Origin of the sequence: Streptomyces sp. B21-105 (assembly GCF_036898465.1) — a bacterium.
In the GTDB taxonomy this organism is placed as follows: Bacteria; Actinomycetota; Actinomycetes; order Streptomycetales; family Streptomycetaceae; genus Streptomyces.
Genome location: NZ_JARUMJ010000001.1, coordinates 3105582 through 3132164 on the forward strand (window position 1 = coordinate 3105582; position 26583 = coordinate 3132164).

The 26583-nt window shown below is 68.9% G+C and carries 27 protein-coding genes and 3 pseudogenes; 18 read left to right on the forward strand and 12 right to left on the reverse strand.

The genetic code is table 11. The features are described from left to right. Positions 1 to 71: 71 nt before the first annotated feature. The 6 genes from QA802_RS13970 (at position 72) to QA802_RS13995 (ending at position 3355) form a co-directional block, all read left to right on the forward strand. Positions 72 to 455, forward strand: a complete 384-nt coding sequence (locus tag QA802_RS13970; RefSeq protein WP_334521914.1) for a type II toxin-antitoxin system RelE/ParE family toxin — start codon at positions 72 to 74, stop codon at positions 453 to 455. Continuing rightward, positions 452 to 790 carry a helix-turn-helix domain-containing protein gene (locus tag QA802_RS13975; protein ID WP_334521917.1) on the forward strand — a complete coding sequence of 113 codons (339 nt, stop codon included), beginning with the start codon at positions 452 to 454 and terminating at the stop codon, positions 788 to 790. The genes QA802_RS13970 and QA802_RS13975 overlap by 4 nt, the downstream gene beginning before the upstream one ends. A 14-nt stretch (positions 791 to 804) precedes the next feature. Next, positions 805 to 1041, forward strand: coding sequence for a helix-turn-helix domain-containing protein (locus QA802_RS13980; protein WP_334521920.1), 237 nt, complete (start codon positions 805 to 807; stop codon positions 1039 to 1041). Between the two features lie 614 nt (positions 1042 to 1655). Continuing rightward, positions 1656 to 2321 carry a hypothetical protein gene (locus QA802_RS13985; RefSeq protein ID WP_319168577.1) on the forward strand — a complete coding sequence of 222 codons (666 nt, stop codon included), beginning with the start codon at positions 1656 to 1658 and terminating at the stop codon, positions 2319 to 2321. Between the two features lie 133 nt (positions 2322 to 2454). Next, positions 2455 to 2748, forward strand: a complete 294-nt coding sequence (locus tag QA802_RS13990) for a polymorphic toxin-type HINT domain-containing protein (protein ID WP_443042278.1) — start codon at positions 2455 to 2457, stop codon at positions 2746 to 2748. Positions 2749 to 3013: 265 nt separating this feature from the next. Continuing rightward, positions 3014 to 3355, forward strand: coding sequence for a hypothetical protein (locus QA802_RS13995; protein ID WP_319168576.1), 342 nt, complete (start codon positions 3014 to 3016; stop codon positions 3353 to 3355). Between the two features lie 124 nt (positions 3356 to 3479). Here QA802_RS13995 and QA802_RS14000 read toward each other — a convergent pair whose 3' ends face one another. Both QA802_RS14000 and QA802_RS14005 read right to left on the reverse strand, forming a co-directional pair. Then, the gene (locus tag QA802_RS14000) at positions 3480 to 3644 is read right to left on the reverse strand and encodes a hypothetical protein (protein WP_334521927.1); all 165 of its coding nucleotides are present in this window, start codon (positions 3642 to 3644) and stop codon (positions 3480 to 3482) included. 439 nt (positions 3645 to 4083) lie between these two features. After that, the gene (locus QA802_RS14005; protein ID WP_319168575.1) at positions 4084 to 5424 is read right to left on the reverse strand and encodes an NsdA family TPR-like regulatory protein; all 1341 of its coding nucleotides are present in this window, start codon (positions 5422 to 5424) and stop codon (positions 4084 to 4086) included. A gap of 200 nt (positions 5425 to 5624) precedes the next feature. Here QA802_RS14005 and QA802_RS14010 point away from each other — a divergent pair, with 200 nt between their 5' ends. The 4 genes from QA802_RS14010 (at position 5625) to QA802_RS14025 (ending at position 9084) form a co-directional block, all read left to right on the forward strand. Next, entirely contained in the window at positions 5625 to 5801 is a 177-nt protein-coding gene (locus tag QA802_RS14010) for a hypothetical protein (protein ID WP_319168574.1), read from the forward strand. Between the two features lie 467 nt (positions 5802 to 6268). Next, positions 6269 to 7741 carry an asparagine synthase-related protein gene (locus tag QA802_RS14015; RefSeq protein WP_319168573.1) on the forward strand — a complete coding sequence of 491 codons (1473 nt, stop codon included), beginning with the start codon at positions 6269 to 6271 and terminating at the stop codon, positions 7739 to 7741. After that, complete coding sequence (locus QA802_RS14020) at positions 7738 to 8484, forward strand: class I SAM-dependent methyltransferase (RefSeq protein WP_319168572.1); 747 nt, start codon at positions 7738 to 7740, stop codon at positions 8482 to 8484. Before QA802_RS14015 ends, QA802_RS14020 begins: the two co-directional genes overlap by 4 nt. A gap of 330 nt (positions 8485 to 8814) precedes the next feature. Continuing rightward, positions 8815 to 9084 (forward strand): hypothetical protein, encoded by a 270-nt coding sequence (locus QA802_RS14025; protein ID WP_334534614.1) that lies wholly within the window; start codon positions 8815 to 8817, stop codon positions 9082 to 9084. A 589-nt stretch (positions 9085 to 9673) separates the two neighbouring features. Here QA802_RS14025 and QA802_RS14030 read toward each other — a convergent pair. Beyond that, the gene (locus tag QA802_RS14030) at positions 9674 to 11293 is read right to left on the reverse strand and encodes a DUF262 domain-containing protein (RefSeq protein WP_334521933.1); all 1620 of its coding nucleotides are present in this window, start codon (positions 11291 to 11293) and stop codon (positions 9674 to 9676) included. Between the two features lie 276 nt (positions 11294 to 11569). Here QA802_RS14030 and QA802_RS14035 point away from each other — a divergent pair, with 276 nt between their 5' ends. Further along, positions 11570 to 12157: a DUF6000 family protein gene (locus tag QA802_RS14035; RefSeq protein WP_334521936.1), complete on the forward strand. Its 588-nt coding sequence runs from the start codon at positions 11570 to 11572 to the stop codon at positions 12155 to 12157. Positions 12158 to 12293: 136 nt separating this feature from the next. Here the strand turns inward: QA802_RS14035 and QA802_RS14040 are convergent. Continuing rightward, positions 12294 to 12551, reverse strand: a pseudogene (locus QA802_RS14040) (tyrosine-type recombinase/integrase); the annotation flags it as partial. Between the two features lie 1390 nt (positions 12552 to 13941). Here QA802_RS14040 and QA802_RS14045 point away from each other — a divergent pair. After that, complete coding sequence (locus tag QA802_RS14045; protein ID WP_319168565.1) at positions 13942 to 14139, forward strand: hypothetical protein; 198 nt, start codon at positions 13942 to 13944, stop codon at positions 14137 to 14139. Positions 14140 to 14148: 9 nt separating this feature from the next. Further along, positions 14149 to 14553: a type II toxin-antitoxin system VapC family toxin gene (locus QA802_RS14050; RefSeq protein ID WP_168488495.1), complete on the forward strand. Its 405-nt coding sequence runs from the start codon at positions 14149 to 14151 to the stop codon at positions 14551 to 14553. Positions 14554 to 14628: 75 nt separating this feature from the next. Here the strand turns inward: QA802_RS14050 and QA802_RS14055 are convergent. Both QA802_RS14055 and QA802_RS14060 read right to left on the reverse strand, forming a co-directional pair. After that, a pseudogene (locus QA802_RS14055) lies at positions 14629 to 15180 on the reverse strand (IS30 family transposase); the annotation flags it as partial. 155 nt (positions 15181 to 15335) lie between these two features. Then, the gene (locus QA802_RS14060) at positions 15336 to 15623 is read right to left on the reverse strand and encodes a transposase (RefSeq protein WP_319168564.1); all 288 of its coding nucleotides are present in this window, start codon (positions 15621 to 15623) and stop codon (positions 15336 to 15338) included. A gap of 41 nt (positions 15624 to 15664) precedes the next feature. On the opposite strand from QA802_RS14060, the gene QA802_RS14065 reads away from it, so the two are divergent. Next, on the forward strand, positions 15665 to 15913 hold the full coding sequence (locus tag QA802_RS14065; RefSeq protein WP_443042107.1) for a DUF397 domain-containing protein: 249 nt from the start codon (positions 15665 to 15667) through the stop codon (positions 15911 to 15913). Positions 15914 to 15932: 19 nt separating this feature from the next. Here QA802_RS14065 and QA802_RS14070 read toward each other — a convergent pair whose 3' ends face one another. The 3 genes from QA802_RS14070 to arfA form a co-directional block, all read right to left on the reverse strand. Further along, positions 15933 to 16583, reverse strand: coding sequence for a DUF4360 domain-containing protein (locus QA802_RS14070; protein ID WP_334521951.1), 651 nt, complete (start codon positions 16581 to 16583; stop codon positions 15933 to 15935). Positions 16584 to 16863: 280 nt separating this feature from the next. After that, complete coding sequence (locus QA802_RS14075) at positions 16864 to 17322, reverse strand: RrF2 family transcriptional regulator (protein ID WP_107444117.1); 459 nt, start codon at positions 17320 to 17322, stop codon at positions 16864 to 16866. Positions 17323 to 17421: 99 nt separating this feature from the next. Further along, positions 17422 to 18936 carry an arabinosylfuranosidase ArfA gene (gene arfA, locus QA802_RS14080; RefSeq protein WP_334521956.1) on the reverse strand — a complete coding sequence of 505 codons (1515 nt, stop codon included), beginning with the start codon at positions 18934 to 18936 and terminating at the stop codon, positions 17422 to 17424. Positions 18937 to 19297: 361 nt separating this feature from the next. Here arfA and QA802_RS14085 point away from each other — a divergent pair, with 361 nt between their 5' ends. The 3 genes and pseudogenes from QA802_RS14085 (at position 19298) to QA802_RS14095 (ending at position 22960) form a co-directional block, all read left to right on the forward strand. Next, positions 19298 to 19969: a toxin-antitoxin system, toxin component family protein gene (locus QA802_RS14085; RefSeq protein WP_334521959.1), complete on the forward strand. Its 672-nt coding sequence runs from the start codon at positions 19298 to 19300 to the stop codon at positions 19967 to 19969. Beyond that, positions 19966 to 21012: pseudogene (locus QA802_RS14090) on the forward strand (MAB_1171c family putative transporter); the annotation flags it as partial. The gene QA802_RS14085 and the pseudogene QA802_RS14090, both read left to right, overlap by 4 nt. A gap of 607 nt (positions 21013 to 21619) precedes the next feature. Beyond that, positions 21620 to 22960: an NAD(P)/FAD-dependent oxidoreductase gene (locus QA802_RS14095; protein ID WP_334521965.1), complete on the forward strand. Its 1341-nt coding sequence runs from the start codon at positions 21620 to 21622 to the stop codon at positions 22958 to 22960. A gap of 75 nt (positions 22961 to 23035) precedes the next feature. Here the strand turns inward: QA802_RS14095 and QA802_RS14100 are convergent, their stop codons facing one another. After that, positions 23036 to 23887: an SMP-30/gluconolactonase/LRE family protein gene (locus QA802_RS14100; protein ID WP_334521968.1), complete on the reverse strand. Its 852-nt coding sequence runs from the start codon at positions 23885 to 23887 to the stop codon at positions 23036 to 23038. After that, positions 23884 to 24657 (reverse strand): IclR family transcriptional regulator, encoded by a 774-nt coding sequence (locus QA802_RS14105; RefSeq protein WP_319168556.1) that lies wholly within the window; start codon positions 24655 to 24657, stop codon positions 23884 to 23886. Before QA802_RS14105 ends, QA802_RS14100 begins: the two co-directional genes overlap by 4 nt. 132 nt (positions 24658 to 24789) lie before the next feature. Between QA802_RS14105 and QA802_RS14110 the strand changes: the two genes are divergently transcribed. After that, positions 24790 to 25389, forward strand: coding sequence for a hypothetical protein (locus QA802_RS14110; protein WP_334521976.1), 600 nt, complete (start codon positions 24790 to 24792; stop codon positions 25387 to 25389). A 77-nt stretch (positions 25390 to 25466) separates the two neighbouring features. On the opposite strand, the gene QA802_RS14115 is transcribed toward QA802_RS14110, so the two are convergent. Further along, on the reverse strand, positions 25467 to 26363 hold the full coding sequence (locus QA802_RS14115) for an ATP-grasp domain-containing protein (RefSeq protein ID WP_334521978.1): 897 nt from the start codon (positions 26361 to 26363) through the stop codon (positions 25467 to 25469). Positions 26364 to 26583: the final 220 nt, after the last annotated feature.

A 26583-nucleotide genomic window follows, 5' to 3' on the forward strand; every position in this document is an offset into this window, starting at 1 on the left:
GTCGCGGCGACGGCACAGATCTGAACTACGAAGTCGCGCTCTCACACCCCGTGCCATATATCATCGGCGATATGGACAGCGGGCGGTACTCGATCGAGATCGAGCCGGAGGTGCGGCTGTGGCTGGAGAACATTCCCGCCCATCACTACAAGCAGGCCGAACGCGTCGCCGACCTGCTCGCCGAGCAGCCCACCACGCTCGACGAACCGCACTCCCGCCACCTGGGCGGCAAGCTCCGCGAGCTGCGTTTCCGCCTGGGCGATGCCCATCAGCGGATCACCTACTGGCTGGCGCCCGGCCGACGTGTCGTGCTGCTCACCGTGTTTTGCAGGACCAAGATGCGTGAGCAGGCCGAAGTGGACCGCGCCCACGCCGCACAGCGATTGTGCGAGGCAGAGCATGAAGCCGCCGCTGAGCACGACCTCTACAGCCGCAACCTCAAGGAGAACCGATGAACCACAGCGAATGGAGGACCCGTCGCCACCGCCGGCTGCTGGGCGAACACCTGGACGCTGACCCCGAGTACGACCGGGTCTACGAAGAGGCCGGCCTCGCCATGACGTTGGGCAAGGCCGTCTACGACCGGCGTAAGCAACTCGGTCTGAGCGAGGCCGATCTCGCCGAGCGCATGCACGTCGACGTCGATGACATCGAAGGCATCGAGACGGCCGCCGAGCTGCCGCCCATCGCGGTCATCATGCGCCTGGCCCGCGCACTGGACCTCACGGTGGACGTGCACCTCGCCGGCGGAGACGAGCCCACCGTCACCATCGTCGCCCCCGCGGCCTGAGGCGGGGAGGAACCATGCAGGACCCGCCTTCCGCGCTCGCCCGTGAGCTTGGGCAACTCGTCCACGACCGGCGCATCGAGCTCGGGCTGTCCCAGGCCGAGCTGGCCGAGCGGTGCGGGATGAAGCAGCCGCAGATCTCCCGCTTCGAAGGCGGCGGGGCCGTGCCCACGCTTCCCCTCCTGCGCCGCCTGGCTCAGGCTCTCGGCGCCGACCTGACCATCAGCCTCACCCCGCACGACAAAGCTGCTTGACACGCATTCGGAATTCCTGGAATTCCCCAGGCGGGTATAGGCCACTGACGGCAGTAGTGACGGCAACATCAGCAGACTCCAGCGCACGAGCACGAACATCCGGCGACTGTCAAATCTCCCGCTGACCAGCAAACTTGCAGGTAGGAGCGGCCTGGCCTGCACACGTACTATGTGCTGGCGGGGGCCACGCCGATTTTGGTCCATAACTGCAATGGCGGAACTGCTCCGAATGGATCTGCCTGCTCCTGCAATGGCTCGACGAACCCCTCTAATGCGGGCCTAGTGCAAGCGATTGCCACTCGCGCTCAAGTCCGACTGGGCGGCAGCGGGGCAGTCTCGGGTACTGCTAAGCATGCTTATGCCGACACCCTCCTCACTCGCTACCAGGGCATCTATGGAAATCGTGGTCTAATTACCGAACAAAGCTACTTGGGTGGGGTGCCCGTTCCGAGAGGCACGGCGGGGAGCGCCCGACCAGATGTGTTCGATCCCGCCGCAGGTATCGTGTATGACTACAAGTTCGTCAAGAACCCCGGTCAAGGGATCGGGAAGTGGCAGGCGGACAAGAATGTCCTAAACGTCCCAGGCGCGAATCTGACAGTGGAGGTGAACCCGTGAGCAAGGTGGATGTAGCGACCGTTAAGCGGGTTACTAAGGACTGGGCGGCCCTGTATCCGGGTTTCGATGTCTGGCGGCCAATGAGACTGCTTAGGCGGATCGGCCCTGTGCTTCAAGGGGTCACCCTCGACCGATCTACCTCGGGCGATGCGTACTTCCCGACCGCGCACATCCATGCTCTCACTCGAGAGTTTCCAGTCATCTCCCTGACTCTGGGCCAGCGTCTCGTCACGAGCTCAGGAGTGCAGGAGGCCGTTACTTTCTCTCGGCACGCGGAAGATTATTCTGGCGCTGCTGGGCGACTGGCCGAGCAGGCGCGCTTGAGTTTGGATTTGCCGCCGACGGTTGAGGACGTGGTCCGAGAGTTGCGTGCCATTGCGGTCTCTCAGCAGGCTCAAGGTGGTCCGCCTGCGGTGAATGAAGTCGAGGATAGTGTCCTCATCCCTGCAGCAAGTGGCTCAGTTGATATTTCCAGGGAGAGCATCCAGCTTGCACGGGAGCTTCTGAAGAAGTGGCCGAAGTCGCGACTTCCGATCAATTGGACCTCGGCAGATGAATGGCTTGAGGGGGTATCGGAAAAGGCTGGGAATGTTGATTCTCTCCATGAGATTATCGACGGCCAGATCGCCTTCCATAAACTTTCCAAGGTGCGGCAGGAATAACCCTTAGCGATTAAAAGGAGGCCCCGCCCGAAGCACTTCGGGCGGGGCCTCTGGGCGTTGCCGAACCATCTGGACCGAGGACGACAAGGACTTCACGGAAATCACCGTCGCGACAGGCGACACCCTGTCGAGCATCGTCGCCACCGACACCCACCCCTTCTGGGTCCCCGACCTGAAGGAATGGGTCGAGGCCGGTGACCTCCAAGTCGGCCAGATGCTCCGCACCAGCGCCGGCACCCACGTCCAGATCACCGCAGCCAGCCACTACACCAAGCGCCAACGCACACACGACCTCACCATCGAGGACATCCACGCGTACTATGTGCTGGCGGGCGCCACTCCGGTATTGTTCACAACTGCGGTGGATCTCTCTATGAAGCAGGTGGAAAGCATGGCGCTACGGCCCGCTCAAGCTCCAGAGGGGTAAATAGTGCTGAGCCCCAGAATGGCCAGGCTGCCCTAGATAATTCAGTCCCAGTAAAGGGGACCTCTCCTCGGAGAGTCGGGGTCGATGCCGAAAATGGTGAGATCGTTGTCCTGGATCGGACGGTCCAGCGGCCGTGCGAGTGTGGCGGCGGCGGGACGAATGACATTTACCACGGCCACGTCCGCACATGGGGAGATCTTCATATCGACATGCAGAATGCCTTGAGGCGGGCGGGTCTCGTCGACAGGAGAGGGAGGATAGTGGGGTGACGTCACAAAATCCCGCACCATTCGGTCGAGAGTGGCGCGCTGAACTGCTGGCCGCCATTGCTAATGGTTCGGTCGATCAAGCGACTCAGGCGCTCTTGTCGTTGACGTTCGATGACCCGGACGGCGCTTGGGTGGAGAGCGTTCTCTTGGATTGCCTCGATGGAGACTTCGACGATCAAGTGAAACTCCTCGCGCTCACCTGCTTCGGGCATCTGGCGCGAATTCATGGGGCGATCCACAATCCTCGCACTGTGATGCAAGTAAAACGCATGTCTAGAATGCCGGGGTTTGAAGGGCGGGCGCAGGATGCGCTTGATGACTTCGAGACATTCCTATAGGTGCATTCTTTCTGAGCGGCGGCCGTAGAGTCCGAGCGTCGTTCGCAGTGGTGAACAAGGAGGCCCGCCAGGCACTGCCTGGCGTGCCTCCTGCGTGCGGTGACGGCAGTAGTTGACGGCAACGTCAGCGGACGAGGGCTGCGCAGGCTGGTGGTCCATCGCCGTCGCCGTAGGCCGTCTCGGTGATCTCCAAGCTGCCGAGCGTGGTGCTGAGGGTGTCGATGGCGTCGCGCTGGAGCGCGGTTCGGACGAAGGGGGGCGGTTGTCCTCTGCGCGGGCCGAGTGCCACCCATGAACGGCGTCCCGCTTGCGCGGGCCGCCGCGCACCGGCGGCCGGTGACCGCCGCCCGCTCCTGTCTGCCGCCCCGCTGGCGACGCCCACCGGCCACTCGGCGCGCAGTGGCAGGCAAGCGAGCCGACCCCGATTCCGGAAGCAACAGCATCGGCCCGCAGCGGCGCCGCCGGCCCGCTCCGCCGAACGCCGCACAGCATCACGTCAGGCCGCGGCAGCCAAATCCGCGATCGTCGTCGGCGTGCCATCACAGGCGAGGCCACAGATCGAGCAGCCCATCCCGCTGCCGAGCGGCCAGGGCGGATGCCATGACGGAAGGAAGAGGCGTGGTTGGGGCCGGTGCGGGGTTGCTGGAAGCACACGTGGCGGGTGATCTCTCGGCGCACCCGCCGTCGTGGCTGACTTTCTGTGGCTGAGCTTGAAGGTGCGACGGGGATCAGGTGACCAGCGACGGTGGTGCGAGCGTCCGTGCTCGGTCGTACAGGTCCCGGGCCGTCGCGTTCTTCAGATGAGGGCGCAAGAGACCGAACATCGCCTTCACGCGCTCGTCGGCGCGGCCGGACTGCACCTTGGGGTAGTCGTCGAGGGCCTGGTGCCAGGTGACGCAGGCCGCTTCCAGGTGGCCGAGTTCCAACTGCCGCTCTGCCAACAGGCCACGACGGTGTACTCGTGTGCGCTGGTACACGCTGGGGCGGAGCCGGTCCGCTTGCTGCATGGCTTCGACGGCTCCGGCCTTGTCACCGAGTTCGTAACGTACCTGGCTGGCGTGGTAGTTGAGCGAAGAAGGGTCGTAGGAGCCGAACGTCTTTCCGCGTGACTCGGCGCGGTCCATGGCTTCCTCGGCTTCCCGGATGTAGCGCAGCGCGCCCGTACGGTCGCCGGTCTGCGCGGCGGCGTGCGCCTGCTGGCCGACGAGGAAGGCCAGCATCCGGGGCCCGGCTTTCGGGGAGGCGGCGGCAGCGGCGTCGGCCAGCTCCATGGCCTTCGCCCCGTGGCGGAGGTCGACTGCCTGGACGCTCATGCCCCGCAGGGTGGTGCAGTACGTCAGATGGTCCTCGGCAGCGCCAGCCAGCTCCAGGGCCTTGACGTAGTAGCGCTGCGCGAGACCGTGCAGCCCCTCGTCCACAGCCATGTAGCCGGTCAGGTAGAGCAGGTCCGAGGCGGCGGACAGCATCGCCTTGCGTACGTCCTCGGACGCGTCGGCGCGCAGGTAGGAGGCCACAGTGTTGACCATGAACGAGGCCGCCATGGGGCGTGCGTGACGGCCGCCGAACTCGTCGTCCAGCTCCGAGACACGCTCGGTCATGGCGACGACCATGTCCACTTCGTTCATGCCGATGCGACTCGTGCGGCCGGACTGGACGGCGTCGGCACGCCCAACCACATCAGGCCAGCCGGGAATGGTGACGGCCACGGAGAACAGGCCGGCACCCAGGACACTGCGGCGGGACGGGTCCATATCCAGCCTCCCCAGGTCGATCACCCCTTCCACGGTATCCGCAGCCGCGGAGGAGCGATCGCGTGGAACGGGCAGCCCGGCCTCGGCATGGGTGACGGGGCGGCCGAGGTGGCGGGAGAGGGCTTCGAGGATGCATGCGCGCACCGCACCACGCGGGACGGTGCCGCCGAGCCAGTGGCTCACCGCCGACTCGTCGTAACGCAGAGGGATCCCGGTCTCCGTACCGACGCGGTTCACCGCCCGTGCGAACTGGCGGTGAGTCCAGCGGCTCTCGGCGAGCAGGCGCCCGAGCGCCGCGTTCGGTTCACGCTTGGCCATGCCCTCAACTCCCCCTGACCTTGCGAATTTTCAAGGCTTTCAAGTCCCGGTGCTGCGGCAACGGTACCGCTGAGCGTGGTCGTGCGGTTGCGTAGAGACAGCAGGCAACGGCGAGTCCTCGCCGCAGCCGTCGTCTGAAGGGCTGAGGGATGAGAAGCGAAGCACGGGCCCGTCTGGCTCGGATGACCGAGGAGCGGGGTATGGACGGGGTGTTGAGGATCGACTCCTACGAGGGCGCGGACCTGCCGCCGGGTTCGAACCGGTTCTCGCCGCGTCTCTGCCCGCAGCACGGCAGTGCCACGCCCGAGTACGGCGCGGAGAAGCTGAGCGTCGCAGTACGCGAGGCCAACCAGCGCAGCCGCGGAGAGCGGCTGTGAATCGGTTAGTCGTCGGCCGCTACACCGGACCGCTCCTGATCATCACCATCTCGGGTTCAGTCGGCTTCGTCCTGGGCGTGGCCGCCGTATCCCCACCCACCTGACTCCTCCCCGTCACGCATCCAGGCTCCCCACCTGTGACGAGGGAGGGCCCGCCGTCAGAAGCGGTGGGCACCCCGTCCGGCTGCCTTCTTCGCAAGGGTCCGGCAGCCGGACGGGGCCAACTCCGCAGCATCCGCCGCGGAGTCCACTGAAAACCGTAAGGGAGAAAGCAATGAACGTGGACGAGCTGTTCACCGGCGACCTGATCACCGGCGTCCCGGCCGTCGAGGCCGCGCTGCTCGACAAGATGCCGGGCGGCGGCGACAACAACGGCGACCACTGCAGCAAGTGATCCAGGGCTGACGCCAGGCGGGGCGGGGCCGTTCGCGGCCCCGCCCCGCCGCACGACATCGGAAGGGGGCTACATGCTGTCGATGCGTCTGCGCTTGGCCGATCTCCAGGAGCCCAAGTGGAGATCACAGGGCTGTCGTTGGATCAACGGTGAGAGCTGGATCGAGCCCGCGAACGTGTCCACTCTGGTCATGGAGGTCAACGACGACCAGACGCCGCGCGTACGGGTCCGGGTGAAGGAGTGCAAGCGGGACGAGGTCGACTTCGTCGCACTCACCATGGAGCCCGGACAAGCCCGCCTGGCGGCGGGGGTCTTCGGCACAGCCCCGCTTTATCTGACAGAGAAGGCCGGCGAGCTGCACGCCTCTTGGGACCTGACACTATTGCGACCGTATATGCAGGCCGAGCGCCTGGTGCCGCGTGTTGTCGCCCGCACGCTGACGAGGCAGCACCGCTACACGTCCGAGACGCTCCTCGAAGGCGTCTACCGCCTCACCGAACGGGCGGCGGCCACGTTCACCCCTTCGGGACTCAGCATCCACTACCCCGACCCCAGCGAACACGTACTTGAGCCACGTACGCTGCGGCCCGGCGTTGATCCACTCATGGCTCTGGACGAGTTGCTGACCGACGTGATCCGCCAGGCGCCGACGGCAACCGGATGCGTGGGTGTTGAGCTGTCCGGCGGAGCGGACTCCGGGAACGTCGCCCTGGCCGTGAAAGCAGCCCGCTTCCCCGAGGTACACAGCTTCGGCCTGCTGGTGGGAGGAAGCACCGGCAGGCAACAGGGCGAGCGGCGCCGGGCCCTTGTGGAGCACTGCGGCTTCCGGGACACGGCCACCCCCGCCATGCAGCACCCACCCTTCTGCCCCGGCGGCGTGCGCGCTCTGCGCAGGCCGCACGATCCGGCGGGAGCCTTTTACCAGGAGGCGTTCGATGTCGTGCGCGAGCAGGCAGCCGTCCGGCGGTGCGAGGTCATGTTCACGGGCAGCGGCGGGGACGAGATCAACGCCCACCACTCCAGGACACGGGCCGAACTGCCGACGCCGGAACCCGTGCTGTGGCTCGGCGACAAAGCAATCCGAGCGCTCGCCGAAGTCAACGAGCACCTGGCCCCCATTCCGGTGCTGCCCGTCCCGACCCTGATGGCGTTCGGGATGCACAACCCCGGATTCCTCCGGGCCGGAATCTGGCCGGTGAGTCCGCTCGCGCACCCGCGGATCGTGCGGTTCATGGAGCAGCTACCGCACGAGCACAAGCGAGGCAAGGCGTTGTTCCGCGAGCGGATCCGGCGGGCCGGGCTGTCCGAGTGGGTGGCCGCGCCGGCCGAACCGGAGAACTTCCTGGCCGTCCTGGAGAAGGGTTTGCGTTCCTACGGCTTGCCGGTCTTGGACGACATGCTGAAGGAGTCCATCCTGGTGGACCTCGGCTACGTTGACGGCAAGGCTCTCGCCAAGGCGGGGAGGAACGCCGACTCCGCGCCGGTCGTCCCCGATCTGCTGTGCGATGTGCTCGCCCTGGAGGTCGGGCTGCGAAGCCTCATGTGACCAGCCCCGACACGGAAGCCGAGCAAGTGGAAGCCACCAACCTCCTGTACCGCGATCCGGCACTTTACGACGTGGTCCAGTCCGACAGCGCGAGCGCCGAGATGTGCCAGACCCTGATCGAGTTGCACAGGCCGGACGCCCGGACCCTGGTCGACTTCGGATGCGGTACCGGCCGGGACCTGGAGATCCTGGCCAAGCGCTTCGAGTGCACCGGCGTGGACCTCCAGCCCGGCCTGGTCGACTACGCCCACCAGGCCCGGCCCAGGCTGGACATCCGCACCGGCGACATGCGCACCGTGCGACTCGGCAAGCGCATGGACGTGGTGACCTGTATGGGCAACAGCCTCGCCTACGTGCACGACAACGAGGCGATCAGCCAGGTCTTCGCCACCTTCGCCGCCCACGCCCGGCCAGGAGCGCTGCTCGTGCTGTGTTCCCCCGTCGCCCCGATCACCCGGACCGAGCCGACCACTGCCACGGTGGACACCCCGAGAGGCCCCGCCACCGTCACCATCCGCCACACGTGGGACCTGCGGACCCAGATCAACACCATTCATCGGCACTGGGCGCTCCCCGCCGGCGACGAGGCGCGAGACGAGATCCGCAGGCGCGTCCTGTTCCCCCGTGAGCTGGAACGCTACGCGGAGGGCGCCGGCTTCGAGGTCCTGGACATGCTCGACGGCACAGGGACAGGGCTTACCGGCCCCACCGCGTACACGGTGGCCCGGCAAACTCCGCGGTGACCGGCGGGGCGAGAAATGGCACCAGTGCCAGCCGCCCGCTCCTGACGGCAGTAGTGACGGCAACACCCACGGATTCCCCCGCACAACGACGGACACCAGCGGAACGCAAATCACGCGCTGACCTGCGAAGAAGCAGGTAGAGGGGTGCCGCGTAGCACACGTACTATGTGCTGGCAGGGGCCACGCCTGTCCTGGTCCACAATTGCGGCGGCCTCGCCGGCGGTTTCGCCGAAGAGATGGGAAGCGGAAACGTATGGAAAAGCAGCGAAGAGCTCAGTAAGGCCACCGGAAAAACGACAGCATCCAGAAATCGCCATTGATGCAATCATCATGGAAGATTTCCCGGACCTGAATTTCACCCACCGCCCCGTTTACAGTTACGGGGTCAACTCCGGCATGGCAATGCCTAACGTAGGAACGCAAATTGGATTCAAGCGCTTTGCGAGTCGGGCACTCCTTCGCACTACGATGGTCCATGAAGAACTGCATCACCGTTGGTTCGCACGCGGTCTCACTAACCATCATCCACGCGATGGCTCCGGGACATCGGAGCGATTTTACGGCATCGTCGACCGCTACATGTCGATCAGGGGCTGGTAATGACAGAACAGGCAGCCCGGCTACCCGGACCGTGCCGCGAGTGCGGCGGGGTCGGCACGGAGTGGCTGGTTCAATCCACCAACAACGGGCGCCTTGGCTGGGAAGTCGAGTGGGATTGCAACACGTGCGGAATCTCGCACGACTCGGATGAGGGCTGGGCACCGTCAAGAGTACGGAATGCGATCCTGGAGCAGCATGGACCCCATTGCCTGAGACTCGTCGACGCCGCAGCGCACGGGGGAGCACTACTGAAGTCCTTCCGAGCAGCCTTCGGTACATCAATTCAAGAAGCGAAGAGATTGTCGGATGAGCTCAAACGGTCTGGCTTCGAAGGCACTCTAGTGGAAACCGCACTCCTCTCCGAATTGTTGGAGAAAGTCGGAATCTCCAGTGTGACGCAGCCTGGTCGCTGCGGCTAGCAAGAAAGCCCAACCCTGCCAGTAGGTCGACCCTTAATCCAGACTTCCAGAGGCCCGCCGGATTTCATTCCGGCGGGGCCTCTGCGCTGTTTGACGGCAAGGCTGACGGAACGGTCATCGCCGATATTCAGGGCTAAGTGTTGCAATAGAGCAGGTATGCCAGAGGCCCCTTACGGTGGGGCCTCTGGAATGTGCTGGAGTGTCTGACGGCAGTAGTTGACGCTGAGGTTGAAAGGGTGGGGTGACAGGGTTACGGGGGCTCCAGCGTCAGTCCGGTCTCGGCGATGAAGCCGTCGAGTGCATCCGGTCGGCGTTGGATGCTGCGTAAGCGGTTCTTCACGAGCGGGGCGAGGTCTTCGATCGTGCGGGGCGCGAGGTTGGCCAGGGACTTTTTGAAGCGCTTCGAGGAGGATGCGGACGCGGTGGCGGTAGAGGCGGGTGTAGATGGGGTCTTGTTCCAGTGCGGTACGGAACTCCGTGTCCGTGGGCCACTGGCGGTGATGGCCCTGCATGGCTGAGAGCGCCTTGATGATCACCTCGTCCGCGTGCTCGGGCTGTCGGGACGCGGCTGTGACGAGGTCACGGAAGACGTTGTTGTAGTCGCGGCTGCTCAGGTTGAGGATCGCCCGGCGGACGAGGTAGCTGTCGATCGCCCGGATGGCACGGTGCCGCCGCTCCGCCGGCAGTACGGCGTCGTCGAGGCCGTACAGGAAAAGGAGCAGGGGCATCGGGGTGGAGGTCTGCATGACCTTCATCCGATAGAGGAAACGGCCCTCGACGCCGTGCAGTGGGTGCTGGTCGATCCGGTCGTAGATCTCGGCGTACCGCGCTAGTTCGGCGAAGACGTCCTCGCTGCGAGCGCTGGCCGAGTTCAGCCAGTGCTCGAACTCCTTGAACAGGGAGGAAGCGGTGAACTCGCGCCCTGTGCGCATCGTGAGCCAGTAGGTCAGGGAGACGTCGAGGCGGCTGCGTGTGATGCGGCCGGTCGTCTGCTCGGTGCGCCACTCGTCCTGGTCGAAGGGAGCCCAATACGCCTTGTAGAGCCGGTCGACGTCCGCTCCGCAGTGTTCGGCGTTGCGAAAGAGCAGGTTCTTGATCAGATCCGCATGTTCCAGGGGAGTACCGCGGCTGTTGAGCGTTTCGAAGACGACCTGCGCATCGTCGTGCTCCTCCAGGTCGATGATGACCAGACGCAACTGCTCCCGCATCGTCTGTACGAGCGTTCCGAGGCGTTCGTGCGGCTCAGGGCATTCCGCCAGCCACGCGTCGATCTCCTGCTGAAAATAGGCGACAGCCCCAGCGAGACGGCCGTCTCCTCCTTCTCCGAGCATCACGGAGCGGAACTCGTTGCGGTCGGCGTTGGTGGGCCACACTTTGTAGCGATGGTCCGGATGCCGGCCGCTGTCGAACAGGTCCTCGTCGTTCTCCAGGAACTTGCTCAGCAGTCGCACCGACCTCTCGTGGTCGAGTACCGTCGCCGACAGCCGGGCCGCGAACAGAAACAGCTGAAGTGTCGTCAGCCGCTGCTGGCCGTCGATGACCTGGCGGGTCTCCAGGTTCGACGATAGGTAGGGCGTCTCGTCGAAGACCACCGCGCCCAGAAAATGCGGCGCCACCGTGTCACCGGTCTGCGCGGCCCGTTCGACCCGCTCGACGGTGCGGCGAATGTCCTCCCACAGGGCTGCCCAATTGTCGTCCCTGGTCCATACGTACGGCCGCTGGAACAAGGGCACCGTGTACCGGATATCCCTGCCGAAGATGCGCCGCAGATCGACGGTGTCCGCTCTCATGGCCCCCCACATCACGGAGAGTGTTTTCACATCGTGGTCACCTGACCTGGAGACAGCGCGAGAATTTTCAGAGGAGTTCGGTAGTTCGGGGGCTCTGGTTCTCAGGGTTCCGCGCAGTGCAATCGATCCAAGCCGCATGAGAGTTGCCGGACAGCGAGGACTCGAAGAGCTGGAAGTCCTCATTGAGGGTCGCGTCACAGGCTGCCAGGTGAGCTGTGAATGGGGGCCATTTAGGTGACAGAATCGAAGTAGTCGTGTCCGGGAGAGGGGTTTTGAGTGTCTGGAACCAGTGCGGGTGATCTGTTTGCGCGCTATTGCTTGCCTGGGAACAGGTATAAGAAACTCCTCTCCGGGAGCTTCATGAGGGCTGGCCGTGAGCAGGCTCTTGAGTTTGGTGCGGCCTTGATGGACGACGGTCGGCAGGCGTCGGCGAGTGAGCTGGAGCAGCTCCTGGGCGGCGACTGGCGGGAGGCTCTTACGGCTTGTTGGCTCATCGGGTTTGCGCAGAGATCTGAATTTCGAGATGAGCTGCACAGGCTTATCGATGAGGGGGGCGCCAGACGCGCGGAAAAAGGCGTTGCCTTCACGCTGGCTCGGTTCTGTCAATCATCTGATGCGCATACCTTGAAGCGTCATCTGGAGCGTAGTCTGCGCGAGCTACAAAATCGGGGAAACCAGCCGTGGTGCCTTGGTGCGCTGCTGCATATCGAGAGACGTTTGGGCGTACGGCTTTCGCAAGATCTACTTGCGCCCGAAGGGTTGTGGGATCGATGGTCGGCGGCAGGCTTCCTTGAGGCTGCTGATCCTTCCCATTGGGAGAGGGAAGTGGCAGGCTGGATTGAGCTTGCCGAGAGCCTGGACTGATCACTGGCAGGCTATATCTCCACCCACTTCTGAAGGCTTCCTTTGCTGAAGCCGTTCGTGATAGCGAAACGAAGCCCCGCCGGGTGCGTCCTGGCGGGGCTTCTGCGTGGGGTGACGGCAGTAAATGACGGCAACGTCAGCGGACGATGGCGCAGGGCGGCGGTTCGTCGTTGTCACCATTGCCCGCGGTGATCGTCGGGCTGCCGAGCGCGGTACTGAGGGTGTCGATGGCCTGGCGCTGGAGTCGGAGTCGGGCGTGGGCGTAGACGCCGGCGGTGACGCCGATGTGGGCGTGGCCGAGGAGTTCCTTGATGATGACGAGGTCGACCCCTTGTTCCAGGAACAGGGTGGCGGTGGAGTGGCGGAGGTCGTGGGTGCGCCGTGAGGCGCTGTGGTTCGTGTGGAGGTGAGAGACCTTTGCCGCTGATCCCGTCGCAGCGGGGCGGTGGAGCTGAGGGCAGCCTGATGCGGGTGATGCCGGGGAGGGTGGGAGCAGCCCTGACAAAGCCGGGACAGGCCAGAACTGCCAGATGGCCTGGGTTCGGCGAGCGGGATGGAGAGGAGTACGCGAGGAACCGATGTGACAGTCCCTTTATGCGACGCCAGCTCGAAACCTGGTGGATCCGGGCCGGAAGCGGCGCGCACCCGCCGAACGTGGCGGGGAACTTCCGAGGCGGTAGGCATGAGCCGCCAGGGAGGCTGCGAGGAAGGTCTGCGGCGTACTCGCAGCGAGGCCGCGGGGACATAGTCGGGCTCCTACTTCGTCGAGCGAACCACAGTGAACACGGGAACCGTCCTGGATCCGCCCTGCCGCCCGTGGCCAACGGGATGTGCGGGGTTGGGCGCATCGACCGCCGATCGGTCTGGGACGGGGCGGAGCCGCCGTAGTACTCCGAGCCGGGGAAAGCCCGCGCACATGGGGAAGGGCGGCAGCGGTATCGAGAAGGGACGGAGACTGCAATGCCGGAAGACGCATCGCTGAACAGTGATGCTCCGCGGACCGGATACACGGGCAGACCTGGGCCTGCGTCCAGATTTTCTGTACGAGGTTCAAGGCGGCCCCCGCCCGTCAGGGCCTGGCCGCCGTCGCCGACAAGCCCCGCCGGCGGGCGAGCAGCCGACGCTCGTGCCGAGTGTCGGCGGGCTGCCGGTCCCGGGCGTGAGCGGGGCTCAACCTGGCGCTGCCGGGAGCAAGTTGTGGGCGTGAGCACTTGCGCGTCGCACAGCAAGTTGTCGCCGACGACCGTCCTACGGCCGGATCGCAGGCACAGGGTCGGCCAGGGGGCCGACCCTTCACGTCCGTCGCCGGGCTCACCGAGGGCGGTGGCCGGCGTCGCCTCCGGCAGGGGAGCGAAGCTCCCAGCGCCCCACCATCGGCCGATCCCTCCCTGCCCGGCCCCCGAAACATGCACTCGGCCGTTCGCCGCGCTCCCGGCGCGGCCCACGGACGTGCGTCGAGCCTTGAGCGACCACCGACTCAGGATCCGTCGACGGCTGGTGACCGAGCTGACCAGAACCTGGCTTCCGGCGCAGCAAGCCGTCCCGGCGGACGCGCTGATGCAGCAGACCAAGTGCCTGCCCCGTTCGCCGTCCCGGCGTACAGCGCCCCTGCCCGTACCCGACTCCACCCCAGGCAGGCCACCGGCCCAAGATCCCGCCAGCACCTACGAGGACCGGCGCACGCACGTTCGGAGATCGGCTCCGTGGGGTGAAGCCCGGTGTCAGCGCGGGGCAGCCCCCGTATGCTGGCCTCGGTAGCCACACCCCGTCCCGTGGAGGTCCCGATGAGCACACCCGACGCGGAGTACTCCGGCTACCCACCGCTTCGGCCCCGCGTTTCGGTCGAGGAGCTGCTGGCCGTGAAGAACACCCAGCCGATCCGGTCCCTGGACGACCTCGCCGCCGACACGTTCGAGTCGGACGAGGAACTGGAGGAGTTCCTGGCCTTCACGTACGCCGAGCGCCATCGCGACGTCGCCTGAGCCGCCGCCATGCAACCCGTCATCCTCGACACCGACGTCGCCTCACTGTCCCACAAGCGCAAGCTCACCGGCCCGCTCGCCACCAGGCTGATCGGCCGCAAGCCGCTGATCACCTTCGTGACCTTCGGCGAACTGACCAAGTGGACCGAGATCCGCCACTGGGGCACCCGCAGCCGCCAGGAACTCGCCGACTGGCTCTCCGGCATCCCGATCCTGCCCGGCGACGAAGCCGTCGCCGCAACCTGGGGCCGCCTGTCAGCCGCGGGCATCCAGCGCGGACGCCCACGCCCGATCAACGACATGTGGATCGCGGCCTGTGCCCTCACCTACGACCTGCCGCTGGCCACGCTCAACCTCAAGGACTACGAGGACTTCCGAGCCCACCACGGTCTGCGTATCCTCGGCGCGGAGTAGCCGCTCGCCGCTGGCGCGTCGGGGCCCAGCTTGCGGCAGGCCCAACGGAACTTCCGCGAGGCGTACTCGGCGAGTTCAATCAGTCGTTGCAACACTGGGTCGTTGGATTGAGCGTAGCTGCTCTGCAAAGACCTCGGCTGGGGTCTTCCATCCGAGGATCTTGCGGGGTCGGTTGTTGATTGCCAGGGCGACGGCCGCGAGGTCCTCGGCAGACCACCGGGCCAGGTCGGTGCCCTTGGGGAAGTACTGCCGCAACAGCCCATTGGTGTTCTCGTTCGTCGGGCGCTGCCAGGGCGAGTGCGGATCGGCGAAGAACACCTTCGTCCCGGTCTCGAGCGCGAACTGGGCGTGATCAGACAGCTCCTTGCCGCGGTCCCAGGTCAGAGTCTTGCGCAGCTGCTCGGGCAGGCGCGTCATCGACGCCGTCAGGGCGGCGTTCATCGTGGCGGCGCCGTAGCCACCGAGCGACGGGCCGTTCTTCACGGGTGGTCTCTCGCCCCAGCCCTCCAGCCGCGGAAGGGGGACCAGGATCGTCGAGCGGCTCGACCGCTCTACGAGCGTGCCGATCGCAGACCGGCCGGTGCCAATGATCAGATCGCCCTCCCAGTGCCCGGGAACGGCTCCGTCGGCCCGGTATGCCTCGGCGAGCTCGGAATCGGTGACCGGAGAGGCCCGCCACCGGTAATAGGGCTGGCGGGCCAGATTGAGCACCCGGCACGTCACCGCCACCGGAACCCGGTGAGGGGCAGCGGCGGCGGCCAGCTCGCGGACGAGCGGGTACATCATTTTGCCGGCAGGTTCGCCTGCGACAGATACGCTGCAGCCCGGCGCAGAACCTCGTTCTCCTGCTCCCGGATGCGCTTGCGGGCCTCGCGCAGCTCGGCCGACTCACCCGACGCTGTCGCGGGCCTGGCGCCCTCATCGCTGTCCGCACGGCGCAGCCACTTCGACAGAGTGATCGGGTGGACGCCGAAGTCGGCGGCGATCTGTTCCAGCGTGACGCCGGGCTCACGGTTGCGCGCGACCCGCACGACGTCCTCGCGGAACTCCTTCGGATACGGCTTGGGCACTGCAACATCCTTCCAGGCCGCCTCTCAGCAAGCCAGGTCAGGTGTCACTCATCCGTGCAGCAGTCCCCAGCAGCGGCGGCGACGGCGACGGCGACGGCGACGGCGATTGTGTCGAGGTCGCGCTCGACTGGAGCAAGTCCAGCCACAGCAGCGGCTCCAGCGACAACTGCGTCGAGGTCGCCGCCTGTCCCGCGCAGGTCCACGTCCGTGACTCCAAGGTCGAGGGCGGTCCCGAGCTCACCCTCTCCCCCGCCGCGTGGGCCAGGTTCGTGGCCCACGCGGCGAAGTGACCCTAGGGTCGCGGACCGCTCACTTCGCCGGGCACTCCTGCCAGGCCATGTGGTAGACGGTGCTGAGGTCGCCGTCGGTCGAGTCCATCGTCATGAAGCTGACCTTGCTCGGCGAGGACGAGCCGGCGTTGACGCGGAGTTCGGTGTTGATGTTGAAGTTGCGCTGGACTCCGCAGGGGGCCCAGACCAGTTGGGCCCAGTCGGTGGTGTCGGTGGCCTGCCAGTTGTCGTTGTAGGAGCCGGAGAAGTTGTGGTTCTTGAACACCGTCTGCGACGACCCCTGGAAGTAGTACGAGGCCCGCTGCACGGCGCTCGCGCCGGACTGGAGTGAGGCGTAGCCGCGGTAGTCCGCCTTGGCGATGGCGTACGTGAAGCCCGAGGGGACGTGGACGACCAGGTTGAGCTGGCAGTTCTTGCGGAAGGCCGTGGGGTTGGAGCCCCCGCCGACCTGGGCGAGGTAGTCGCTGTAGGTCACGGTGAAGGCGGTGTTGTCCTCGGACACGGCGACGGCGGCCGTGCCCGCGGGACAGCCGGAGCCGTTCACCGTGGCGACGTCGATGACGATCTTGTCCGGCGGCGGGTTGTCGAACACGGGGGACGAGTTGTGCGCGGGCACCGCGGCGGTGATCAGCGCGGCGACCGCGCCGCCCAGAAGCAGCCCGTTTGCCATGGTCACTCTCCTTGGTTCAACGGAACACCTGTGGAGTTCCTGTGAAGAACTGGGGGGGCGATGGCATCGTAGGGAGGCCAATGAGGCGCGGCCAGGTAGAACTCCGGCCATTCACCCAGTCCCGTTCACACCCCCACCGGGATGCCCGAACTCGCCTGGAAACAACGGGAGTTGACCGTTGCGTCCACGGCGGGATCCGGACAGCCCGGGGCCACGGATCTCCGCACCGCTCAGAGCAGAACCCGGCCCCCGCCCCGGCCCCTGACCCGGACCACCGTGCTCACGGGTTCTCCCAGGCCGCCGGTTCCGCCGCCAGCTCCTTCACCGGGGCCGGCAGCGCGTCGGCGGCGATGTCGGCGATCGTGACGCCCTCCAGGATGCGGCGCACGTTGGCCCGCAGCGCGATCCACAGCGGCAGCAGGGGCTGCGCGGTCCCCGTGTACGACAGCCCCGTCGGGCGTTCGCCGCGCACGGACACGATCGGGCCGTCCACCGCCCGGATGACGTCCGCGACGGTGATCGCCGCCGGGTCGCGGGCCAGCCGGTAGCCTCCGCCGCCGCCGCGCCGGCTGTCGACGATGCCGCCGCGCCGCAGGTCGCCGAGGATCCCCTCGAGGAACTTGTGCGGGATGTCCTGCTCGGCGGCGATCGCCTCCGCCTTCACCGGGTCGCCGCCTTGCCGCACGGCGAGCTCCAGCACCGCCCGCACCGCGTAGTCCGCTCTTGCCGAGATCCTCATGCGTCCATTGTGGGGTCAGCGGCCGGCCGGCCCGCCCGCCGACCCCGTCCCGTCGGTGACCCCGTCCCGCCGCCGACCCCGTCCCGGCAGTGACCGCGTCTACGCCAGCCGGATCACGTTCCACGACAGCGGCTCCAGCGTCGCCGTCAGCGCGCCGTCCGTCAGCGCGGTGCCCTCGGCCGGGTGAGGGGCGACCCGCTCGGGGTCGGCGAGGGTGTTGCGGGCGTCCGGGTCTGCGTCCGCGAGCACGCTGTGCTCGACGACCGAGGTCAGCTCCAGCCCGTGCAGGGCGACCTGGAGCGGCAGCGCGTCGGTGCGGCTGCGGTTGACGGCGAAGACGGTGACCGTGCCGTCCTCGGCGCGGACCGCGGTGGCGTGCAGCAGGTCCGTCGTGCCGTGCTTGCGCGTCTCGTACGTCGGCGAGTCCACCCGCACGTCGAGGACGGTGCCGCGGCCGTACCGGGACGCCTGTGCGAACGGGAAGAACGTCGTCTGCCGCCAGGCCGGGCCGCCCGGCTCGGTGAGGATCGGCGCGATGACGTTGACGAGCTGGGCGAGGCAGGCGACCGTCACCCGGTCGGCGTGCCGCAGCAGCGCGATGAGGAGCGAGCCGAAGACGACGGCGTCGGTGACGCTGTAGTTGTCCTCCAGCAGCCGCGGGGCCTCCGGCCAGTCGTCCTGTCCGAGGCCCTTCGCGTGCGCCTCCCACTCGCGCAGGTACCAGACGTTCCACTCGTCGAAGGAGAGGTTGATCCGCTTCGTCGACTTGAGCCGCGCGCCGACGTGGTCGGCGGTCGCCACGACGTTGTCGATGAAGGACTCCATGTCGACGGCGGAGGCGAGGAAGGAGTCGACGTCGCCGTCCTCGGGCCAGTAGTAGGCGTGCAGCGAGATGTAGTCGACGAGGTCGTACGTCTCGGCGAGGACCGTCGCCTCCCACTCGGCGAACGTCGGCATGGACTGGCTGGAGGAGCCGCAGGCGACGAGTTCGACGCCGGGGTCCAGCTGGCGCATGGCGCGGGCGGTCTCGGCGGCGACGCGGCCGTACTCCTCGGCCGTCTTGTGGCCGGTCTGCCACGGGCCGTCCATCTCGTTGCCCAGGCACCACAGCCTGATCCCGAACGGCTCCTTGTCGCCATGGGCGGCGCGCAGGTCGGAGAGGGCCGTGCCGGAGGGGTGGTTGGCGTACTCCTGGAGCTCCAGGGCCTCGGCGACGCCGCGCGTGCCCAGGTTGACCGCCATCATCGGCTCGGCCTGCGGGCCGATCTTGCGGAGGAAGGCGATGTACTCGGAGAGGCCGAAACGATTGGTCTCCGTCGAGTGCCAGGCCAGGTCCAGGCGGCGGGGACGCTCCGCTGCCGGGCCGACGGAGTCCTCCCACTTGTAGCCGGAGACGAAGTTGCCGCCGGGGTAGCGGACGGCGGTGACGCCGAGTTCGCGGACGAGGTCCAGTACGTCGGTGCGCAGGCCTTCGGCGTCCGCGGTGGGGTGGCCGGGTTCGTAGATGCCGGTGTAGACGCAGCGGCCCAGGTGTTCCACGAAGCTGCCGAAGACGCGGGGGTCGACCTCGCCGACGGTGAAGGCGGGGTCGAGGGTGAAGCGGGCGGTGCTCATCTTGGCCTTTCGGGTTCGGTCTCGTCCCTGGCGCACCGGCGGCGGCCCTCCCCGGGCCGTCCTCCGTCGTGCCGCGGCCCGGCGGGCCGGTGGGCCACTCGGTTCGGCTTTCCGTTCGGCATCCGGTTCGCCATCCCGTTCGGCATGTCGATCCGTACTCCGTTCGGCATGTCGACTTGCGATCGCGACGTCGAACGGGACCGTAGATTCGATGCGCCCGCCCGTCAAGCTTCCGGCACCACTTCTGACAGCGCTTTCTACCGTTGTCCGTGCACCGACTTACCGTGACGCGGACACAACCAGCCGCGTAGTCTCGGACAGGCCGTCGCCGGGCGGCCGGAACGGTCGGAAGGGGGAGCCGATGGACGTCGCGGGCGCGCGCGGGAGGGCGGCCCGGATCGCCTCGGCGCTGCGGCGCGCGAGGACCGGCCCGGCCATGCGCGAGCTGACCGGCGATCTCTCCGCCGCACTGCGGGCGCGGGCCGTCCGGCCGCACGGGGTACGGGAGTTGTGCCGGGCACTGTGCGAGGAACTGTCCGAGCGGCGCGGCGGACGACCGGTCGAGGTGCGCTTCGAGCGGTTCCCCGACGAGATCGAAGTGACCGGGCTCTGGGTGGAGTTCCAGGACTTCGACCTGGTAATCGTCGAGGAACGGGCCGAAGCGGTCCAGCAGTTGGTCATCCTCGGCCATGAACTGTGGCATCTGCACGCCGGGCACCGGCACCACCACCGCGGCCTGGGTCTGGGCCTGGGCCTGGGCCTGGGCCTGGGCCTCGGCACGGTCGCCGCGGGCGTGCTGGGCGGCCGCTCGGACTGGGAGTCCGCCGCCCTCGCCGTCGCCGCCCGCGACGGCTCCCGGGAGGACGACGAGGCCGAGGCCGACGACTTCGGCCACCGCCTCGCGGCCCGCTTCCGGCGCTACCTCGCCGACTCCGGGCCGACCGCCGCCCCGGGGGCCGCGGAGGCCGTCGCGGAGACCACCGCCGTCCAGCGGACCCTCGGCTACCGCGGACGCAGGGGGACCCTGCGGTGAGCCACGGGCTGTACATCTCCTTCTGGCTGCCCACGGCGGTGCTGGGCGCGGCCCTCGCCATCAAGCTGCCCAGCATCCTCAAGCTGTGGCGGGACCCGCTGCTGCGCGCGGTCGGCGGCCTGCTGGTCTTCGGCTGCGCGGTGTTCGTCTTCGCGGCCCCCGGGACCATCGCCTGGACCAACCGGGTCACCGGCGTGCCGAACATCGCCGCGCCCTGGGTGTACTCGCTGCTCACCGCGCTGTCCGCGTCCTGGCTGCTGCTGATCATCGCCTGGCGCAACGGCCGTACCGAGCGCTCGGCCCAGACCCGGCGGACGACCCGCCTGGTGGTCTGCGTCTACGCGACGGTGGTGGTCGCGCTGTGGGTGCTGTTCGCGCTCGCCGACGTCCCTGTGGAGCGGATCCGGGACCTCGACACGTACTACGCCAACACGCCCTTCATGCGTGAGGAGATCCTGCTCTACCTGGTCGCCCACACCGTGGCCTGCTCGGTCACGGCCCGCCTGGTGTGGAACTGGAGCCGCACCGACGGCCTCGACGCGTGGCTGCGCTGGGGACTGCGTTTCCTGGGGGCCGGCTATGTGACGAACCTGCTGTTCAGCGCGGCCAAGATGACGGCGGTCGGGGCCCGTTGGACCGGGCACGACCTGGACTGGCTGAGCACCGGCATCGCCCCGGCGGCGGCCTGCGTCGCCGCCACGCTCGTCGCGATCGGCTTCATCGTGCCGCACGCCGGCCAGTACCTCCAGGAGCGGGTGCGGGTGCGCCGCCGTCACCGGAGCCTGCGGCCGCTGTCCCGGCTGATGCGGACCGTCACCGGCGGCCGCGAGCCGTTCGACCTGCGCGCCACGCCGGAACTGCGGCTGATCCGCCGCGAGACGTTCATCCGCGACGCCCTCCTCCCGCTGGCCCGCCGCCTGGACGACGATCTGCGCGCCCGCGCCTACGACGCCGCCGTCGCCCTCGGCGTCGAACGCGGCCGAGCCCAGGCCCTGGCGGCCGCGGTGGCACTCCTGGACGTCGTGGAGGCGCGGAAAAGCGCACAGCAACCTCGCCCGCCGGCCCCGGAGGCGGGGGCCATGTCCCCGGCTCACGCCGCGACCCCGGGTCCCTCCACTGCCGCCACGCCGGGTCCTCCCACGGCCGCCACGCCGGGGCCGGGTCCCGTGGCCGCCACGCCTGCCCAGGCTCCCCCGGCCGCGACTCCGGCTCCCCTCGCCGCCACCCCGGGCCCCCAGGCCGCCACGCCGGCCACGGGCCCACTGGCCGTCACCCCGGCTCCCCTCTCTGCCTCGCCGGCCTTGGATCCCCTGGCTGCCTCACCGGCCCCGGGCCCCCAGGCCACCACCCCGGCCCAGGCTCCCCCGGCCGCAACCCCGGGTCCCCTCGCCACCGCCTCCCGGGCTCCCTTGGCGTCCCCCGCCTCTTCCGCATCCGCCGCCTCCGGCGCTCCCGCTCCTTTCTCCTCCGGCCCGGACACCACGTATCTCCTGCGGGAGATACAGGCCGTGTCCCAGGCCCTGCGCCATCCCGACGACATCCAGGCGGTCCGCGCCCTCGCGGCCGCCCCGGCAGAGAGCATCTCCGCGCATGACTGAACCCTCCAATCCCGCCAGAACCGCCGTAGTCCTGGGGGGATCCCATGCGGGCATGCTCGCGGCAAGCGCCCTGACCGGTCTCGCCGACCGGGTCGTCGTCATCGAGCGGGACGTCCTGCCCGAGGGCCCAGCGCCCCGCAAGGGGCTGCCCCAGGCACGTCACGCCCACATGCTGTGGTCGGGCGGGGTGCGGGCGGTGGAGGAGCTGCTGCCGGACGTCACCGGGGCGCTCCGGGCGGCCGGGGCGCGCCGGTCGCCGGTCACGACGGACATGGTGGTCCTCGGCCCGCGCGGCTGGTTCCGCCGCTGGCCCGAGTCGCACCACGTGATCCTGGCCGGCCGCGACCTCCTGGACGCGACGGTCCGGTCCCGGGTGCTGGCCGACGAACGGGTCGGACTGTGCTCGGGGGCCGAGGCGCTGGGCCTGGTGGGGGACGCGGGCGCGGTCACCGGCGTGCGGGTGCGGCAGGGCGGCGCGGAGCGCGTCGTCGAGGCGGGACTGGTCGTCGACGCGAGCGGGCGCGGGTCGCGGGCGGCGGGCTGGCTGACGGAGCTCGGGCTGCCCACGGCGAAACAGCGCGAGGTGGACTCCGGACTGGCGTACGCCAGCCGGCTGTACCTCGCACCCGGGCCGGCCCGCTCCGGCTATCCGATCGTCAACGTGCAGCCCGACCCGCGGGACGCCGGCCCCGGCCGCGCCGGGTTCCTGCTGCCCATCGAGGACGGCCGGTGGATCGTCACCCTCAACGGCACCCGGGGCGGCGAACCCTCCCCCGACAGCGACGACTTCGTGCGTTTCGCCCTCGAGGAGCTGCGTCACCCGGTCATCGGGCAGCTCCTCGAGCAGGCCGAGCCGCTGTCCGACGTGGCGTACACCCGGTCCACCGTCAACCGCCGCCACTTCTACGAGCGGATGCCGGCCTGGCCGGACAACTTCGTCGTCCTCGGCGACGCCCTCGCCGCGTACAACCCGCTCTACGGGCACGGCCTCGCGGTCGCCGCGCAGAGCGCGGTGCTGCTGCGGGACGCGGTCCGGCGGCACGGGTGGGGCGCGGCGGGGCTGTCCCGGCGCGCGCAGAAGGCGGTGGCCCGGCCCGTCGCGACCGCCTGGGACCTCGCCGTCGGCCAGGACGTGTTCTATCCCGGCGCGACCGAGACCGGCCCCACCCGGCGGGACCGGCTCGTGGCCGCGTACGTCGGCCGCCTGATGCTCACCGCCACCGGCAACGGCCGCATGGCCCGCCGGGTGACGGACGTGACGTCCCTGGAACGCGGCCCGCAGGTCCTGCTGACGCCCTCCACGCTGGCGGCAGCCGCCGTCGGCCCCCTCCGCCCGCCCCTGCCCGGCCCCCCGCTGACGGCCGACGAACGCAAGCAGGCGGGCCTGCCGTAGCCGGCCGGGGCCGCTTTCCCCGCCCCGGCGCGGCGGCCCGCCAGCCGGTGGGCCGGCCGGTCCGGTGGGCGGCGGTCAGCCGGTGAAGGGTGGTTGGGGGAGGCCCTGGCCGGCGTTCGGGAGCACCAGGAGGGAGCCCGCCGTCGGGTGGGGGGCGTCCAGGCCCACGCGGGCCGTCGTGACGTACAGGTCGGTCAGGTCCGGGCCGCCGAAGGCGCAGGCGGTGATCCGCGGGCAGGGCAGGTCGATCTGCCGGTCCAGGACGCCCGCCGGGGTGTAGCGGCGTACCGCGGCCCCGTCCCACAACGCCACCCACACACAGCCGTCGGCGTCGACGGTGAGGCCGTCCGGGAACCCGGCCCCGTCCTCGATCGCGACGAAGGGACGACGGCCCGACGCCCGCCCGTCCGCCGAGAAGTCGAGGACGTCCACGCGGCGCGTCGGCGAGTCGACGTAGTACATCAGCGTGCCGTCCGGGCTCCAGCCCGTCCCGTTGCTCACCGCCACGTCGTCGAGGACCACCTCGGTGGACCCGTCGCCGGTGAGGCGGGACAGGCCGCCGCCGCCGGGGGCCTCGTCGTAGCGCATGGTGCCGGCCCACAGCGAGCCGTCCGGGGCGACGGCCGCGTCGTTGCCCCGGCGGCCCGGCACGGGCTCGTGACGCAGCCAGCGGAAGCCGCCGTCCGGATCGAGCAGGCCCACGCCGTCCCGGAGGTTGAGGACCAGGCCGCCCCCGGCCCGGGGCTTGGCCGCACCCACGTGCTGGTGGGTCGTACGGACCGTGCGGCGGCCGGTGGCCGGGTCGTACGCGTGCAGCCGGCTGCCCAGGATGTCCACCCAGAGCAGTCGGCCGGCGGCCGCGTCCCAGGTCGGCCCCTCGCCGAGGACCGCTCCGGCCGGCACGGCCACGTCGTAGCGTGTGCTCACACCGCGCCCCGGTAGCCGAGCAGCTCGGACAGTTCGCCGGCCCCCTTCAGGGCGAGCTGCTCCAGACCCGCGCGGCGCTCCTCGCTCCAGCGGATCATGGGGACGGAGATGGACAGCGCGGCGACGACCTGTCCCGTGCGGTCGCGCACCGGCGCGGCCACGCAGCTGACGTCCGGATTGGACTCGCGGTTCTCGACCGCGACGCCCCGCTCCCGGATCTCCGCCAGGGCCGCCCGCAGCGCCTTCGGCTCGGTGATGCTGTTCGGCGTCATCCGTACGAGTTCGGCGTCGTCGGGGATGCGCGCGGTGAGCTCCTGCTCGGGGAGCGACGCCAGCAGCATCTTGCCGACGGAGGTGCAGTGGGCGGGCAGCCGGCGGCCCGCCGCCGACACCATCCGGACCGCGTGCGTGGAGTCGACCTTCGCGATGTAGATGACGTCGGCCCCCTCCAGGATCGCCACGTGCACCGTCTCGTCACACGTTTCGGCGACGGTGCGGGCGACCTGCTGACCCTCTGCGGCGAGGTCCAGCTGCTCGGCGTAGCGGCTGCCGAGCTGGTAGGGACGCACCCCGAGGCGGTACCGTCCGGGTTGTCCGGGGACGGGCACGATGTACGCCCGGGCGGAGAGGGTGGTCACGAGTTCGTGCACGGTGGTGCGCGGAAGCTGGAGCTTGCGCACGATGTCGGGGGCGGAGAGCGAACCGTCCCCGTCGAGGAAGAGCTCGAGGATGTCGAGAGCTCGGGTCACGGCAGGTACGAGGCGTCCCACGACCGGCCCCCTCCCTTAGTCTGTAGTCTCAGTGCCCGCGTTCGAGATATCAACAGGCGATCGGCATGACGAACACAGGCTGTCATAAGGTGTTGCGGCGGGCAATGGCCCTGAGTCGCCCGGTGGGCCAGGATGGGGCGCATGCCGACCCAGAAACGCCTCGCGGGCACTTTCACGCCGCTTGACTTCCAGCTCGTCCTGCTGCGCCGCATGGCCGATCACAATCCGGATCTGGTGGAGAACGCCCGCCACGAACTGGGCGTCTCCCTCACCCAGATGAGGGAGGCCAACAAGCGCTGGCAGGCGATGGTCCACTCCCCGCACGCGCGGGGCTCCCTTTCACGGTATCGCTCGGTCCTCGGCGAACCCGGGTCGAGAACCGCCCGCCGCGTCGGCGACCTCGAGTGCGAGGCATGGCTCTGGCCGCTCCCGCTCTGGCCCGACCTGCGCTTCGAGGTGCTGCTCGCCCCGAACGGCTCGGTGTGGAACGAGTGGCTGGTCCGTGCCCCGGGGGCACGGCCGCCGTTCCTGCAGTCCATGGCCGACCTCGCCCCCTGGTCCTGCACGGTCGACGAGGCCGCCCACGCCTTCGCCCCGGCCCAGCCCCTGGAGGGCACCGCCCCGAACCGCTGGGGACTGGCCTTCGCCGCGCCCGACGGACCGGGGACCCGACGGGAGGTCGTCGCCGAGTTCACCTGGGGTCTGCTCCAGCGGACGACGGTCAGGGAGTAACGGCTCCCGGATCCCGTCCTCCGTCCCTGGTGCCGTGACCGGAGCAGCGGCCCACGCCGCCGTCCCGGCTGCCACCGTCACGTCCCGGCTGCCGCCGTCCCCGCCGTGGCCGCCGCCTTCAGGATGCTCGCGACGACGTGCGGCACGGACTGCGGGTGCAGGAACAGGAAGAGGTTCGGCTCCACCAGTTCCAGCTCCATCACCCGCGGCTCCCCGTCGTCGCCGTCCACCAGGTCGACGCGGGCGTAGAGCAGCTCGGGCGCGTCCGGTACGGCGGCCAGGGCGCGCTCGGCGACGGCCAGCTCGGCCGGGGACGGCGTCCACGGCTCCAGACCGGGGTGGGCGACCTTGACCGCGTCGAAGGCGGTGCCGGGGGCGAGGACGGCCCGCTTGCGGCTGGCGTGCAGGAGGCGGCCGCCGAAGAACTGCAGGGCGCGCTCACCGCCGGCGTCGATGCCACGCACATACGGCTGCACCATCGCCGTCAGCCCCTCCGCGTGCATCCGCGCGAGGTGGCGGACGGCCGTCTCGTGGCCGTCGGGCGTGTAGCGGGCGGCGTAGCGCGCACCGGCCCCGGAGGCGGGCTTGATCACGTACTCGTCGCCGTCGGGCAGCTCGGCCGGCTCGCCTGGCGCGAAGTAGCGCGTCGGCACGGTCGGCACCCCGGCCGCCGCCAGCTCTCCCAGATACCGCTTGTCGGCGTTCCAGCGCACCACGTCGGCCGGGTTGGCCAGCCGGGTGACGGCCGCGACCTTCCGCGTCCAGGCCGCGAACTCGTCCGCGCGCCAGCTGTAGTCCCAGGTGGAGCGGATGACGACGAGGTCGTACGCGGCCCAGTCCACGCCCTCGTCGTCCCAGAAGACGCCGTCGGCCTCCGCGCCGGCCGCTCGCAGCGCGCTCAGCAGCACCGGGAGGTCGGCGTCCTTGCTCGGCTCCGGCCGGGGGTCGTAGGTGACGAGCGCGATACGGGCCACGACGGACTCCCTGTTCGTACGACTGTCCGATCACCGGAAGGCTAACAAGCCACCGTCCCCGTCCCCGTCCCCGTCCGCCCGTCGGACGTGGGCCGGTCGGTCCCGGCCGCGTCGCGGTCGAGGCGTGGTGGAACGAGCGGCGCGCGGAGGTGCAGGCGCGGCGCGTGGGGTAGGAAGCTGCTTGTCGCCATGCCGCCCACCTCAGCCGCGCAAGGAGCCC

Excerpts from the sequence above, each read along its gene's own strand:
- QA802_RS13970 (WP_334521914.1), top strand. The coding sequence starts at position 72 with ATGGACAGCGGGCGGTACTCGATCGAGATCGAGCCGGAGGTGCGGCTG.
- QA802_RS13975 (WP_334521917.1), top strand. The coding sequence starts at position 452 with ATGAACCACAGCGAATGGAGGACCCGTCGCCACCGCCGGCTGCTGGGC.
- QA802_RS13980 (WP_334521920.1), top strand. The coding sequence starts at position 805 with ATGCAGGACCCGCCTTCCGCGCTCGCCCGTGAGCTTGGGCAACTCGTC.
- QA802_RS14005 (WP_319168575.1), bottom strand. The coding sequence starts at position 5,424 with ATGGCCAAGCGTGAACCGAACGCGGCGCTCGGGCGCCTGCTCGCCGAG.
- QA802_RS14010 (WP_319168574.1), top strand. The coding sequence starts at position 5,625 with ATGGACGGGGTGTTGAGGATCGACTCCTACGAGGGCGCGGACCTGCCG.
- QA802_RS14015 (WP_319168573.1), top strand. The coding sequence starts at position 6,269 with ATGCTGTCGATGCGTCTGCGCTTGGCCGATCTCCAGGAGCCCAAGTGG.
- QA802_RS14025 (WP_334534614.1), top strand. The coding sequence starts at position 8,815 with ATGGAAGATTTCCCGGACCTGAATTTCACCCACCGCCCCGTTTACAGT.
- QA802_RS14030 (WP_334521933.1), bottom strand. The coding sequence starts at position 11,293 with ATGAGAGCGGACACCGTCGATCTGCGGCGCATCTTCGGCAGGGATATC.
- QA802_RS14045 (WP_319168565.1), top strand. The coding sequence starts at position 13,942 with ATGAGCACACCCGACGCGGAGTACTCCGGCTACCCACCGCTTCGGCCC.
- QA802_RS14050 (WP_168488495.1), top strand. The coding sequence starts at position 14,149 with ATGCAACCCGTCATCCTCGACACCGACGTCGCCTCACTGTCCCACAAG.
- QA802_RS14070 (WP_334521951.1), bottom strand. The coding sequence starts at position 16,583 with ATGGCAAACGGGCTGCTTCTGGGCGGCGCGGTCGCCGCGCTGATCACC.
- QA802_RS14075 (WP_107444117.1), bottom strand. The coding sequence starts at position 17,322 with ATGAGGATCTCGGCAAGAGCGGACTACGCGGTGCGGGCGGTGCTGGAG.
- arfA (WP_334521956.1), bottom strand. The coding sequence starts at position 18,936 with ATGAGCACCGCCCGCTTCACCCTCGACCCCGCCTTCACCGTCGGCGAG.
- QA802_RS14085 (WP_334521959.1), top strand. The coding sequence starts at position 19,298 with ATGGACGTCGCGGGCGCGCGCGGGAGGGCGGCCCGGATCGCCTCGGCG.
- QA802_RS14095 (WP_334521965.1), top strand. The coding sequence starts at position 21,620 with ATGCTCGCGGCAAGCGCCCTGACCGGTCTCGCCGACCGGGTCGTCGTC.
- QA802_RS14110 (WP_334521976.1), top strand. The coding sequence starts at position 24,790 with ATGGGGCGCATGCCGACCCAGAAACGCCTCGCGGGCACTTTCACGCCG.